The following is a 13,010-nucleotide window of genomic DNA, read 5'->3' on the forward strand; positions in this document are numbered from 1 at the left end:
TTCCCGAAACCGACCGTGGGAGGATTCACTCGCTTGCGCCTCGGGCTTGTGAGAGATCGTTGCCGGGCTTCGATGGGAATCAAAGCACCGTTCGGAAGTATTCCAGGGTCCGTCGGAGTCCGTCGGCGCGATCGACGGTGGGGTTCCAGCCGAGGATTGACTGGGCGCGGGTGATATCGGGCCGGCGCCGCTTGGGGTCGTCCTGGGGGAGGTCCTTGTAGATGATCGTGCTCTTGGTCTCGGGGACCATCGCGATGATCTCGAGGGCGAGCTCGAGGACGGTGATCTCGGAGGGGTTGCCGATGTTGACCGGGTCGGAGGTGTCGGAGAGGAGCAGGCGATAGATCCCGTCGACCAGGTCGGTCACGTAGCAGAAGCTGCGGGTTTGGTCGCCCTTACCGAAGACGGTGATCGACTCGCCGCGGAGGACCTGGCCCATGAACGCGGGGAGGACACGGCCGTCGTTGAGGCGCATCCGGGGTCCATACGTGTTGAAGATCCGGACGATTCGGGTCTTCACGCCGTGGTATCGGTGGTAGGCCATGCAGATGGCCTCGGCGAACCGCTTGGCCTCGTCGTAGCAGCCTCGGGGACCGATCGGGTTGACGTGGCCCCAGTAGTCTTCGCGCTGGGGATGGACTTCGGGGTCGCCGTAGATCTCCGACGTGCTCGCCAGGAGCAGCCGCGCGTCCTTCGCCTTGGCGAGGCCGAGGGCGTTGTGGGTGCCCAGCGAGCCGACCTTGAGGGTCGGGATCGGGTGCGCCAGGTAGTCGGCCGGGCTGGCCGGGCTGGCGAAATGGAGGATGTTGTCCACCGGGCCGTCGATGTGGAGCGGTTCCGAGATGTTGTGCTCGAGGAACCGGAACCTCGCGTCGTTGAGCAGGTGGACGATGTTGCGACGATGTCCCGTCAGGAGGTTATCGACGCAGAGGACCTCGTGGCCCTCGGCCAGGAGTCGCTCGCAGAGGTGCGACCCTACGAACCCCGCACCGCCAGTGACGACCGTTCTCATCGCAAAGGCTCTACCTTCCTAAATATGCCGGCCCGGCGGCCGAAATCTGGACCACCGCGTGAGCTTCGAGGAAACGATGGGTGAACACCAATGGAAATGCTTTAAAAAGACTGCGAGGGGACCCCCGGCGCCGCGACCCGGGATGATCCTCCCGCGAGAGAGTCCCACGCCCGCCCGGCCTCGGGCACCGGCCGCGAAGAACGCTCTCACGCTTCGCGCTGGCGCGAACCCCCGGAGAAGAGCCGACCAATCGCCTTGACGAGCGAGACGAGGAGCCCCTCTTGCGGCCTCCTCATGTCGATATCGCCCCGCGAGACATACCAGGGTTTCGATGAGCCGAAGCTACGGCCCTCGACCCGGAAGCCCGCCGCGCTCATCTGCATGACCATCATCCGGGCGGCGCTCGGGTTGTGGCTATGGACGAAGAACCGCGTCGCCCGAAGGTGCGGCCGAGGGATCAAGGAGAGCCAACGGACGATGGCCATACCGCAGTCTTCTCGCTCGAAGTCGACATATCTCTCGCCGCCGAGGTCGTGGTCGAGGTGGACCTCGTCCCAGGTCTCTTCCAAACGGGACAGGCAGTCCTCCACGGTCTCGACCCAGACGGCTTTCGGATTCCCTGCGAGGAATTCTCTGGCACGTTCGGGGTCGTCGTCGAGGAAGAGGATCCGATGATCCTTGTCCTTGGCACCCATCGGTCCGGAGGGAGGCAACTCGGAAGAGCGTGGCATAGAGCTCATCCCATTACATTCCTTGGCGATCCGCCGTCAATGAGTGGTTCTCGACTCTCACCGCCAACGGTCCCTGACTTCGGGAAGCGGGTACTCGGTGATTGGCAGTCCCAAAGCCAGGACTTCTTCGAGGCGGTGATACCCGCGCGTCACCCGCGTTTCTTCCGCCGCGACGAATTCCGGATCCAGGTCGGCCTTGGCGAACGGACCCTCCACGACCACCGGGTCGAACCCCTCCGCGACGATGAACTGAGCCAGCGTCGGGCTGCAGAGGAGGTGGCGTTCGGGCTGAACGTGGAGCGTCTCGGGGTCGATTTCGCCGAGCACATACCGTAGATATAGGACCGATTCGGTGATCTCGGCGACGTCTTTCCCGCAAACGTCGCAAAGATAGCCCTGATCGCAAACGGCCATGGTCGGAAGAATCCTCCCGTCCATGAGCGACGGCCGGGACGTTCAGCCCAGGAGGTCGCGCATGGTATAGAGCCGAGGCGCCTTTCCGGCAAGGAACTTGGCCGCGTCGAGGGCGCCGAGGACGAAGCCGTCGCGGTTCAGGGCGCGATGCGAGAGCTCGAGACACTCGCCCATGAGGCCGAAGACGACGGTGTGCTCGCCCGGGTTATCCCCCGTGCGGAGGGCGTGAAGGCCGATCTCGCCGCGAGGTCGCTCGCCGGTCAGGCCATGCCGGCCGTGGACGAACTGATGCGACTGGACGGCCTCACCGACGATCTCCGCCAGCCGAAGCGCCGTGCCGCTGGGGGCATCCTTCTTGAAGTGGTGGTGTCGCTCGACGATCTCGATGTCGGCCGAGTCGCCGAGGGCGCGGGCAGCCTCTCCGGCCAGGCGCATCAGCAAGTTGACGGCCCGACTCAAGTTGGGCGAGAGGAGGAGTGCGACATGGTTCGCCGCCTCCTCCAAGGTCCGCCGTTGCTCCGGCTCGAACCCGGTCGTGCCCACCACCAGGGGGATATTCCGTTCCACGCACGCACCGACCAGCGACAAGGTGCCGGCGGGGAGCGAGAAGTCGATGATCACGTCGAGCGGGCCATCGACGGCCGCGGCCAGCGGAACCCCGAGCGGCCCGACGCCGGCGAGCGTGCCTGCATCCTGCCCCAAGGCCGGGTGTCCGGCCCGATCGAGCGCCGCCCCGAGGCGAAGCCCTGGATCAGCCTGGATAAGCTGGATGAGGCGAAGCCCCATCCGGCCGGTGGCCCCGTGGATGCCGACGCTCAGGACGTTAACCGACACGTAAAAACCGCCTCTCTTACTGGCTGCGGGGTGAAAGGCCCCCGAGTCCAGGGGCGGGCAACACATGCACGATTCGTCGACCGGGTCGGATGGGAAAGGCCCACCTCAAGCCCCGGGAGTTTCGCCGGACAAGGCCCACCCTACGCAATCCGAGCGGGTCGTATGTGCATGAGCTTCCCGACCCTCGATTGGGAACGTCGAGGCCACCCTTATCATAGCTTCCGGGACTTGGCCTCGCCACTGCGGACCCCGGCCTGTCCTTCGTTTTCGAGCGGCGAAGGCCCTGTGCAAGGGCTCAGCCCCGGACGTTGACGAGCGCCCCGAGGTCGTGCATCAGGGAGTCGAGGACGATGGGTAGATAGGCCATGCGCCCGACCTGGTAGTGGGCCTCGAGGCAGCGGTCGGCGAGGACGAGCACGGCCTCGGGGTCGAGGCGAGTCGCGAGGGTCGCGACGGCGCGCCGGTCTTCGGGGTCCGGACACGGGGGAACAAGCCCGGCCGACTGCCAGAGGACCCCTCGGAAGAAGCGGGCCAGCTCGCCGATGAGGAGCGAGGCCCGGGCTCGGTGGTCGATCGTCTCCTTGCCCGCCTCCTTGACGAACGCGCCAATCCGGAGCGAGACCGCGGGCGGGTCGAACCCGGACGGGGCGGTCAGCTCGTCGATCAGCCCGCGACGGAATCGGCCGAACTCGGGGTCGGCCAACCCTCGGGCCCGGCCGATGCTTCCTTCGGCCAATCCAGCCAGTCGGGCGGCCTCAATTGGGTCGTGCGTGACTTCCTGCTCGATGAGCAGGTCGGTGAGGTCGGACTCGGAAAGCGGGTCGAATCGGACGACCCGGCAGCGCGAGACGAGAGTCTCGAGTTGGAGATCCGCCGACGTGCCGATCAGGATCAGCACGGAGCCGGGCGGGGGCTCTTCCAACGTCTTTAGGAAGGCGTTGGCCGCCTCGTCGTTCAGGTCGTCGGCGTCGTCGACGATGGCGATCTTCCGCCCCCCTCGTGCCGGCTTCAGGCCAAGGTCGAGGCAGAGCTCGCGGATCACCTTGATCGGCAGCTCGTTCTTATCTTCGGGGCGGCCGACCTGCACGACGTCGGGGTGGGTGTCCCCCTTGACCTGGACGCAATTCGGGCAAACCTCACACGGGTCGAGGGATGACTCGGGGGCCCGGTCGCAGAGGAGCGCCTGCGCCAACGTCCGCGCGAACGTGCGCTTGCCGATGCCCTCGGGCCCGACGAAGAGGAAGGCGTGCGGGAACCTTCCCTGCGCCAGCGTTTGGCGCAGGCTCTCGACGACGCGGTCATGACCGCGGACCGAATGCCAGGACACGCTCCACCTCGGTACGGATTCGGAGAGAGACGACGTCGGGCTCGACCGAAGCGTCGACGACGACGATCGGGGCCGGGTAATAGGGGCAACGAGTCCCCCCCTTCGCCTCGCGGGCTGCGCTCAAAAAGCCGTCTCGAACCTTTGCATGATAGGCTGCGGGGCGATCCTCGATCCGATCTCGCCCTCCCCCCATCCGCGCCATCGCAACGTGGCCGGGGACGTCGAGGAGGATGGTCAGGTCCGGCAGGAGGCCGCCGATCGCCGAACGGCCGACCGCCCCAACCTCCTCGGGCGACAGGCCACCGGCATGGCCCTGGTAGACGATGTTCGCCAGCAAGAAGCGGTCGGAGACGACGTCTTTCCCAGCCGCCAGGGCCGGCCGAACGATCTCTTCCACGAGCTGCGCCCGGCTTGCCATGAACAGGAGCATCTCGGCGCGGATCCCGAAGTCGATCGGTCCTCGATCAAGCAGGAGCGACTGGAGCCGATCGCCCAGCGCCGTCCCTCCAGGGTCCTTGCAGGTCACGACCTCCCTGCCCTGCGCGCGGAGCCAGGCGGCCAGTTGGACCGCCTGGGTCGTCTTCCCCCCGCCGTCCGGGCCGTCCAGTGTCAGGAACAGCCCTCGCGGGGAGATCGGGTTGGGTTCGGGATCGAGCGCCGGCATGGCGTCATCGTAGCCCAGAATGCCGCCGGGTGAAAGCTCAAGGGCGGGCCGGGACGACGGGGATAACGGGCGGGGCCGTGGTCGGGACGGTCACCCCCGTACCAGGCTCGAGGAGGTCGTCCTGGAGGAACCGCTGCGCCGTCACGGGGAGCGGCCCCGTGTCCTTCTCGATCACGAAGTCGGGCGGATAGTAGGCACTCGTGTACTGCCGGTAGGTGTAGGGGCCGCCCTGCGGGACGAAGTAGGGCTTGTACGAGACGCGGGGGGCCGAGTAGTCGAGCCGGGCCCCGTAGTTCGCCGTGTTGGCGTCAGGGTCGCTCGCCTCCGCGGGGGTCACCGCACGCGAGGGGTCGGTCGTGGTCGCGACCGGGTTCGGGCCGGGGACGGGCCGGGGCAACGTCCGGTCGGGGAGCGGCGGAAGCCCGTTCACGCGGAGGACCGGCACATAATCGGTCGCCGCCAGGTCGCGTCGCCTCGCCTCGAGGTAAAGCCGCGTCGCCTGGTCTCGGATCCGGCCGAACTGGTCGGCGCCGAGCTCGTGATCCTTGGCGAACTGGACGGCCGCCTTCAATCCCGGCTTGTCGGGCGAGAGGGTGAGGGCCCGTTCATAGGCTTCGCGCGACATCCGGTAATATTTGGCCGACTCGGCGCCGGAGAGGTCCGAGGCAACTTCGTTCGATAGCTCGCCGAGGATGATCCAATCCGAGAGGGAGTCGGGGTTGGCCTGCAATGACCTCTGGAGGTCAGCGATTGCGGCATGCCGGTCGATCTGATGGGTGCTGATCACCCGAGGGGCAACCCGAGTCCGGGCGATCGGGCGGGGTGCGGCGGGCACCACCACGGGAGCGTCCACGGGCGAGGGTGGCGGCGGCGGGTCCGCCGCGAATAGTGGAGTAGCCGAGGCTGCGGCCAGGGTCCAGGCCGCATGGAGAGTCGCCTTGCGCATCGGAGACCTCTTTCGTGACGAGTCTTCAAGGCGGCGGGCCGTGCCCGCCCGTCGGGATCTCCAACGGATGCAAAGCCCATTCCAACCAAGTCTGAAATACCCTTCACAGGTCGAGCATCGGCAAATTTCGGTCGCAAACGTCCGGCCATGGGCAATCGACCGTCGCCACCTCGTGATTTATGGCGACCAAAGGCCGCGCGCTCGAAGGCTTGCCAGATCCTGACATTACTGTTATGAAACGTCCTCTAAAGTCGCCATCTTCCGTTGAGTCTCACGACGACACCGTAGGGAGACAGGTCCCGTGTTCACTCTCATTTGGCCCCTCTTACTGGGGACGGCGGGTTGGGTCGACGACACCCGGCAGCCGACCGATTCCGAGATCCGCCGCGCCCACGAGATGCTCGCCGGCACCTGGCAGGTCACCTCGGTCAACGATGACGGCGAGATCCTCGGGTCGGGCCTGGTCCGCAGCAAGATCGCCAAGGATGGGAAAATCAAGGTCTCCCAGCGCCTGATCACGATCGTAAGCCCCGAGACGGGCGAGAAGCGCGTCTCATCCTTCCGCCTCGACCCCGTGGGGAACCCCAGGCACATCGACGTCACATCGCCGGACGACCGCCTGTTTCGAGGCATCTACCAGTTCCAGGACGACTCGCTGGTCCTCTGCTTGCAGACGAGGGAAGACAAGGAACGGCCCGACGACTTCTCGGCGGACAACGGCTCGGATCGCATGCTGATCCGCCTGACGCTCGTCGACAACAAGCCGACCGCGACCCCGGACCCGACTCCGAAGCCGAAGCCGAAGCCAACCTCGGATGACCTCTTCGGCGCCGACGCACCGACGACGAGCTCACCGATCCACGAGGTCGGGCCGACGGAGGGCGAGCTCCGGCGTGCCCATGAGCTCCTGTCGGGGACCTGGGACGTCCTTTCCATCGTCGACGAGGGAGAGACCCTCTCGGCCGATCTCGTCCGCGCCAAGTTTGCCGAGGACGGCCGGGTCCACATCGGCGAGCGCACGCTCGCGTTCTACTCCCCCCAAAACGACGAAAAGCGGGTCTCGTCGTTCCAGATCGACCCGTCGCAGAGCCCCAGCCACATCAACCTCACAACCCACTTCGATGAGGCACTCAAGGGCATTTACAGGTTCGATGGCGACCGGCTAGAGCTCTGCGTGGCCAAGCACTTCGACGGCGAACGGCCGACCGAGTTCCAGGCTCCGGCCGGCTCGGGCAACCGCCTGATCCGACTGAAGATGGTCGCTCCGTCGCGGCCTCGAGTCCCGGTAGCTCTCAAGACCCCGGCCCCTTCCCGCGAGGACCAGGTCCGCCAGTCGCTCGTCGGTTCGTGGTCGTACACCGACTCGAAGGGAACTCTCACCGTCGTCCTCCAGAAAGACGGGACGTTCGTCGGGACCCGGATCTGGACCAAGGCCCTGAAGCGTCTCTTCGAAGGCGACACCACGACATCGCTCGGGCGCTGGACCTACGTGAACGGAGTCATCGACGCTCGCGTCTCGTCGACACAGGATTTCAAGCTGATCGGGCGCGTCTACAGCGGATGGGTCCAGTCGGTCGGGCCCGACACCCTGATCGTCAAGAACGTCTTCGGCCAGCTCATCACATTCCGGAGACTGAACTGAGCCAAGGCCGGAGCCGCCCGGCCGACCCGCCGACTCTCATGCTGGATCAAAGCCAAGAGACGGTGCCACACGCGCAGATCCCTTCAAATCAGGATATTCCCCCGGTAGAGTGAACGTGGGAAACCGGGGACTTCCGCGCGGAGACTTGCGCCTTACGGGGAATGAGAATAGCCTCGGCACGTCCTAACTCAAGACTTGGCGAGGCATTACACCTCTCGCTCGGGTGTCTTGCACGTGAGACGCTTGGGGAGGCCCCCGGCCTTCCTCAAGCTGATTGCGGCGGCGACGAGGAACGAGAGCAGTCCCCAGACGATCAGGTCCAGTCCGGCCACGAGTTGCCGGAGGACGAGGTAAGCGCGCCAACCCACGATCGCGAGCCAGAACCCGGCAATCGCCTTGGCCGTCGCCTGGAGCCAAGGCTCGCGTACGATCGTCCCGTAGGCCAGCGCGACCGCAATCACGCCGAGCGGGTAGCCCCACACGACCTCGGCGGTGATTCGGGGGAACGCTTCGGGCCCGGCCGACAGCGTGACCAGACTCGAGATGAACATCAACAACGCCGCGGTTCGTCGCGACCAGCACCCTTGCGGGTCGTCGAAGACCGCGCCGATCAGGAGCAAGGCGAAAAGGGTCAGGTGATACCCGACCACCACCTGGTCGAACCTCGACCATCGTTCCGGCAGGCTGATCGTGGCCGCGACCACGAGGCAAGCCGCCGCGAACAGACCTCGCGAGGACTCTCGCCTGGCCACGGCGAGGATCAGTTGGAGGAGCGCGACCACCACGATCGGCCAGGGACGAGGTGAATCGAGACGGTCGAGTCCCCACGTGTCGACGCCGATCACGGAGAGGGCGAGCGAGGCGATACTCAGGGCTCCCCACGCCGAAGGAACTCTCCGGTGCGCCGCGAAGGCGTAGAAGGCGATTGTCGCGAGAAGCGTGACGAAGAAGGGAGTCCCCCCCAGCCCCGCCCGGAAGTGCGACAGGAACTGCTGGGTCAGGAAATCCGTCGGCCGACCAGTCAGGGCAAGCGCCAGCATCCCGATCGGGACGGCCAACGCGACCCGCAGTACGACTCGGTTCCGCCTCTCCAATCCGAGTTCGAGGAGGAGCAATCCGGCCGCCAGCAGGATCGGCACCAGGAAGTAGGGGCCGAAGATCGTGCTCGACCGCGAGGCGTTCAGGGCCGAACGCTCGACGAAGTGCATCGAGAGGCAGAGGTAAAACGACCGGGCACAGGCCGCGAGGCCGAGCAAGCCGAAGAGCACCCAGGGATAGAGCGGCCAGACCCAGGGGCTCCCATTCTCGGCGACATAATTGGGCCCGCGCCGGATCGCCGGCAGCAGCGTGAGGAAGACAAGTCCGGCCGCAGGAGAGAACCCGAACAGGGTCCACTGGAGTGCGGGTGTGTCCGGTTGATGAAGCAAGGGGAGAAGCGCGGCCGGATAGAGGAAGAAGAGCGCGAGGATCGCATAGTAAGGGACCCGGAACCGGCACGGCAACGCCAGCCCGATCCCCCGCAACACGCCTTCGCTCACCGCCACGGCGAAGCCCAGGCCGCCGACACAGCAAACCACCCCGAGCGCCGGGTGCGCCGCCAGGGTGTCGTCGAACGTCACCGACATCGCCAGGAACATCAGGACGACCAGGAGCAGCAGGCTTCGCATGTCGTCCCAAACGCGGCCAAGCCGGATCAAGGCGCACGCCGTCGATGCCAAGAGCAGCGTGTAGCCGGCCAGTCCGAGCATCAACGCCCAGGTCTCGAAGGTCGCCCTTTGGGTGTTGAACGAGACTCGCAAGCCGACGAAGAACAACTCCGCGCTCAGGACATAGAACGGGTTGCTCGTGTAGAGCCAGCGGACCAGGCCCCGACGCCGACGAGTCGGAACCTCCGGCGCCGCGCGGCGCGGATCGTCCATGGGACGTTCGTTCATGGGTGCCTCGAAAGGATGGGACCGCGATGGATATGCCGACAAGAACCGCGACGTGTATGGCTTTTACGGAGGGGGCATCAATACTGTGACAGTCGTCACAGTACAAATGTCGGACTTAAAGGGGAGCGATCGGTCGGGCGTAATCCGCCATGGGTAGACGGAGCCTGATGAATAACGCGGTCTGGTCTGAGGTCCTCGGGGGGAAGAGGGCCTCAGTCCTTGAGCCAGGCGTTGGCTTCGGAGAAGACCTGCCGGATCTTGGCGTGGTAGAGGAGCCGGGTGATCTGCTCGAACGTGCCCCAGTGGTGCCAGTGGCCGAAGGGGTCGTTGACGTGCTCGGCGGACCGGGTCAACGTCGCGATGTCGTGGACCTCGGCGAGGTAGTAGGTGACGGTCTTCACTACCTTCCGGCCACGTCGGATGTAAGTGTACGAGAGGCTCTTTTCGAAACCTTCACGGAACGACCACGTGAAGAGGCCGGTCTCTTCCTGGAACTCGCGGGCGGCGGTTTCCTTGGGCGTTTCGCCCGCTTCCATGCCCCCTTTGGGGAATTCCCACTTCGCGCGGGGGTTGCGCACCGTCGCCGAGTGGAGGACCAGGAACTCGGGTTCCCGATCTCCATCGACTCGGTAGGGAATCACGCCGGCGGAACGCTCGTGGATCGTGGTCATGTGGGGCGGCGGCCTGACGGCAAGTCCAAGCCGTCGCCGTCCTCGGACGCCGCCACGAGGCCGAGCACGGCCCCGGGCAAAATCCGATCATCTTCCCACCCTCGAATCTCAGCCAACCGACCCGTCGTGGGGGCGGGGACATCGAAGGTCGCGGGCCCGACCAGCACCTCGACGAGCCGGTCTCCCTCCCAAACCTCGTCTCCCCGAGCGACGAACCAGTGGCTCACGACAATCGGAACGTCCGGACCGGTCCCCAGGTCGGGCAGGATCACTGCCTCCAAACGCATGGCGAACCCCGTCTCGTCTGACTTGTTATTTTCTAACCGTCTGACCCGATACGGCAGAGTCGCCCGCAGGCACCCGCCGATCGCATAGAGTTTAAGCTTATCTCCGAAACCCAGGCTTGGCCAGAGCACTCTCGACCCCATTCGTCCTCAACGTCGACCGTCCAGGGGAGAGTGAGGAACCACCTATTCATCCGAACCACATCAACTTTCGACGACTTGGGGTAAGGTTCGGTTCCGTCGAGGCTTCGTGGTTCGATGGATCCGCCCTTGAGGCAGAGGTCGAACCCCGTAGAACACGGGGGAGAGGGTGGACAAATCCGATCACCTCATGCCCCGACCGGCGAATGTTATGGGTTTTCTCGAAACTTCCGACGGATTTCGGGGTACTTTCTCGAGAAGGTGTATAGCGGCCGACGCGGGCCGTAACGAGAGGGGGACGTAGGCCGAGTCCGGCATCGTCCCGCTACGAGTCTCTGGAGCTGAGGTCATCGCATGACGAGTCGACTCGTTCGAGGGTTCTCGGGGGTCTTGGTCCTCTTGGCGGCCGCCGCCGAGGCGACCGCGGCCGACGCCCTCCCGATAGGCCGAGGGGTGGGACAGCGCGTCAGTAACTTCAGCTTGAATGACAACACGGGCCAACCCGTGAGCCTGTATGGTTTTCGAGGCAAGAAAGCCGTCGTCCTGACCTTCACCGGGACCGATTGCCCGGTCGGGAATCTGTACATTCCCCGACTCGTCGAGTTGAACAAGGAATATCGGGACAAGGGCGTCGCCTTCGTGGCGATCAACGCGAACGCGAGCGAGACCGCCCCCCAGGTCGCCGAGCACGCCAAAGAGCGGGGAATCGACTTTCCCGTCCTGAAAGATACGGACAACCTCGTCGCCGACGCCTTGATGGCCGAGCGGACGTGCGAGGTCCTGGTCCTCGACGGCCGCGCGATGCTCCGCTATCGAGGGGCAATCGACGACCAGTATGGCCAGGGGACCCGCAAGCCCTCGGCGACCCGCGAATACCTTCGCGACGCGCTCGACGCCGTCCTGGCCGACAAGCCGGTGACGACCTCCGCCACGCCGGTCATCGGCTGCCTGCTCGACCGGGTCGAGCCGAAGCCCGCCAAGCTGGCCTCGCTGCCGAGGGTCCGGCCGGCCGCCGAGTCCATCGTCGCCGCCCACAAGGAACTCGACAAGGACGCGCCCGCCATTACCGCGAAGGTCACCTACGCGGGCGAAGTCGCGGCGATCGTCCAGGAGAAGTGCCAGTCCTGCCACCGGCCGGGACAGGTCGGGCCCTTCTCCCTCCTTACCTATGACGACGCCCGAGGCCACTCCGCGATGATCCGCGAGGTCATCGACGACCGCCGGATGCCCCCCTGGCACGCCGACCCGCGCTACGGCCACTTCGCGAACGACCGGAGCCTGAGCCCGAAGGAGCGTGCGACGCTCCTGGCCTGGGTCGACCAAGGGACTCCGCTCGGCGACCCCACGAAACTTCCCGAGGCCAAGTCGTTCCCCGAAGGCTGGACGGTCGGCACGCCCGACGTCGTCTTCGAGATCCCCGAGCCTTATGTCGTCGCCGCGCAAGGGGTCCTCGATTATGTGAACATCCGAGTCCCGACCAAATTCGCCGAGGACAAGTGGATCCAGGCCGCCGAGGCCCAGCCCGGCGACCGAGGCGTCGTCCACCACATCATCGTCTACGTCGACGACCACAAGCCGGGGAAGACTCGCCGGAGCGAAGGACACCTCTGCGGCTTCGCCCCCGGCGACATGCCCTCGGTGTATTCTCCCGGGACGGCCAAGCGAATCCCGGCCGGGTCGGACCTGGTCTTCCAGATCCACTACACGCCGAACGGCAAGGTCGCGAGCGACCGCTCCAAGGTGGGCCTGACGTTCGCCAAAAAGCCCGTGGAGCATCTGGCTCACACCCGGCCGATCGCCCAGGATCGCTTCGTCATCCCCCCCGGTTCCGACAACTATCCCGTCGACTCCTCGCTGACGCTGACGAGGGACATCCACCTGCTCAGCTACATGCCCCACATGCACCTCCGGGGCAAGAGCTTCGAGTACAAGGCGACGTATCCCGACGGCCGGGTCGAGACGCTGCTCTCCGTGCCCGCCTACGACTTCGGCTGGCAAAGCTCCTACGTCCTGGCCGAGCCCAAGGCGATGCCCAAGGGGACTCGGATCGACTGCCGGGCCCACTTCGATAACTCGACGGGCAACCCCGCCAACCCCGACCCGACCAAGTCGATCTCGTGGGGCGACCAGACCTTCCAGGAGATGATGATCGGCTACATCGACTATGTCGACGACGGGCCGATCACCGAAACCTCGAAGGCCTCCGCGCCTCCGATCGAAGCCCCCAAGCCGCCGGCGTCCAAGCTGACTCGAGTCCTCCAGGCCCTCAGTCGCGCCGGCTCGGCTCCCAAGAACTGACGTCGGTGATCGTACGAATCCCGACGAAACGGCCCGTTCCCACCCGGGGACGGGCCGTTCCTTTTGGTCGAGAGGTTCGGTGGAATCGCCCGAGCGACCGTACCCGGTCGTG

At 65.8% G+C, this 13,010-nt stretch carries 12 protein-coding genes; 2 read left to right on the plus strand and 10 right to left on the minus strand.

The window, feature by feature from the left end:
- Positions 1-79 precede the first annotated feature (79 nt).
- From ACYOEI_RS11015 to ACYOEI_RS11045, 7 genes are all read right to left on the minus strand, one after another.
- Complete coding sequence (locus tag ACYOEI_RS11015; RefSeq protein WP_462849523.1) at positions 80-1,012, minus strand: UDP-glucuronic acid decarboxylase family protein; 933 nt, start codon at positions 1,010-1,012, stop codon at positions 80-82.
- Between the two features lie 206 nt (positions 1,013-1,218).
- Positions 1,219-1,743, minus strand: a complete 525-nt coding sequence (locus ACYOEI_RS11020; RefSeq protein WP_462849524.1) for a cyclic-phosphate processing receiver domain-containing protein — start codon at positions 1,741-1,743, stop codon at positions 1,219-1,221.
- A gap of 57 nt (positions 1,744-1,800) precedes the next feature.
- Positions 1,801-2,157, minus strand: coding sequence for a hypothetical protein (locus tag ACYOEI_RS11025; protein ID WP_462849525.1), 357 nt, complete (start codon positions 2,155-2,157; stop codon positions 1,801-1,803).
- 42 nt (positions 2,158-2,199) lie between these two features.
- The gene (dapB, locus tag ACYOEI_RS11030) at positions 2,200-2,991 is read right to left on the minus strand and encodes a 4-hydroxy-tetrahydrodipicolinate reductase (RefSeq protein WP_462849526.1); all 792 of its coding nucleotides are present in this window, start codon (positions 2,989-2,991) and stop codon (positions 2,200-2,202) included.
- Between the two features lie 295 nt (positions 2,992-3,286).
- Positions 3,287-4,318: a DNA polymerase III subunit delta' gene (gene holB, locus ACYOEI_RS11035; protein ID WP_462849527.1), complete on the minus strand. Its 1,032-nt coding sequence runs from the start codon at positions 4,316-4,318 to the stop codon at positions 3,287-3,289.
- A complete protein-coding gene (tmk, locus tag ACYOEI_RS11040; protein ID WP_462849528.1) occupies positions 4,290-4,982 on the minus strand; it encodes a dTMP kinase in 693 nt (230 codons plus the stop codon). The genes holB and tmk overlap by 29 nt, the downstream gene beginning before the upstream one ends.
- 37 nt (positions 4,983-5,019) lie before the next feature.
- Positions 5,020-5,928, minus strand: a complete 909-nt coding sequence (locus ACYOEI_RS11045; protein ID WP_462849529.1) for a tetratricopeptide repeat protein — start codon at positions 5,926-5,928, stop codon at positions 5,020-5,022.
- Positions 5,929-6,229: 301 nt separating this feature from the next.
- On the opposite strand from ACYOEI_RS11045, the gene ACYOEI_RS11050 reads away from it, so the two are divergent.
- The gene (locus ACYOEI_RS11050) at positions 6,230-7,570 is read left to right on the plus strand and encodes a TIGR03067 domain-containing protein (RefSeq protein ID WP_462849530.1); all 1,341 of its coding nucleotides are present in this window, start codon (positions 6,230-6,232) and stop codon (positions 7,568-7,570) included.
- A 206-nt stretch (positions 7,571-7,776) separates the two neighbouring features.
- On the opposite strand, the gene ACYOEI_RS11055 is transcribed toward ACYOEI_RS11050, so the two are convergent.
- The 3 genes from ACYOEI_RS11055 to ACYOEI_RS11065 form a co-directional block, all read right to left on the minus strand.
- Positions 7,777-9,504 (minus strand): hypothetical protein, encoded by a 1,728-nt coding sequence (locus tag ACYOEI_RS11055; RefSeq protein ID WP_462849531.1) that lies wholly within the window; start codon positions 9,502-9,504, stop codon positions 7,777-7,779.
- A gap of 212 nt (positions 9,505-9,716) precedes the next feature.
- The gene (locus tag ACYOEI_RS11060) at positions 9,717-10,175 is read right to left on the minus strand and encodes a bis(5'-nucleosyl)-tetraphosphatase (protein WP_462849532.1); all 459 of its coding nucleotides are present in this window, start codon (positions 10,173-10,175) and stop codon (positions 9,717-9,719) included.
- Entirely contained in the window at positions 10,172-10,462 is a 291-nt protein-coding gene (locus tag ACYOEI_RS11065) for a biotin/lipoyl-containing protein (RefSeq protein WP_462849534.1), read from the minus strand. Before ACYOEI_RS11065 ends, ACYOEI_RS11060 begins: the two co-directional genes overlap by 4 nt.
- Positions 10,463-10,954: 492 nt before the next feature.
- Between ACYOEI_RS11065 and ACYOEI_RS11070 the strand changes: the two genes are divergently transcribed.
- Positions 10,955-12,898 (plus strand): redoxin domain-containing protein, encoded by a 1,944-nt coding sequence (locus ACYOEI_RS11070; protein ID WP_462849535.1) that lies wholly within the window; start codon positions 10,955-10,957, stop codon positions 12,896-12,898.
- Positions 12,899-13,010: the final 112 nt, after the last annotated feature.

Source organism: Singulisphaera rosea, assembly GCF_054877945.1.

What these genes read in the sequence shown, in the direction of transcription:
- tmk (WP_462849528.1), bottom strand. Translation starts at nt 4,982, where the DNA reads ATGCCGGCGCTCGATCCCGAACCCAACCCGATCTCCCCGCGAGGGCTG.
- ACYOEI_RS11020 (WP_462849524.1), bottom strand. Translation starts at nt 1,743, where the DNA reads ATGCCACGCTCTTCCGAGTTGCCTCCCTCCGGACCGATGGGTGCCAAG.
- ACYOEI_RS11045 (WP_462849529.1), bottom strand. Translation starts at nt 5,928, where the DNA reads ATGCGCAAGGCGACTCTCCATGCGGCCTGGACCCTGGCCGCAGCCTCG.
- ACYOEI_RS11025 (WP_462849525.1), bottom strand. Translation starts at nt 2,157, where the DNA reads ATGGCCGTTTGCGATCAGGGCTATCTTTGCGACGTTTGCGGGAAAGAC.
- ACYOEI_RS11060 (WP_462849532.1), bottom strand. Translation starts at nt 10,175, where the DNA reads ATGACCACGATCCACGAGCGTTCCGCCGGCGTGATTCCCTACCGAGTC.
- ACYOEI_RS11065 (WP_462849534.1), bottom strand. Translation starts at nt 10,462, where the DNA reads ATGCGTTTGGAGGCAGTGATCCTGCCCGACCTGGGGACCGGTCCGGAC.
- ACYOEI_RS11015 (WP_462849523.1), bottom strand. Translation starts at nt 1,012, where the DNA reads ATGAGAACGGTCGTCACTGGCGGTGCGGGGTTCGTAGGGTCGCACCTC.
- ACYOEI_RS11070 (WP_462849535.1), top strand. Translation starts at nt 10,955, where the DNA reads ATGACGAGTCGACTCGTTCGAGGGTTCTCGGGGGTCTTGGTCCTCTTG.
- ACYOEI_RS11055 (WP_462849531.1), bottom strand. Translation starts at nt 9,504, where the DNA reads ATGAACGAACGTCCCATGGACGATCCGCGCCGCGCGGCGCCGGAGGTT.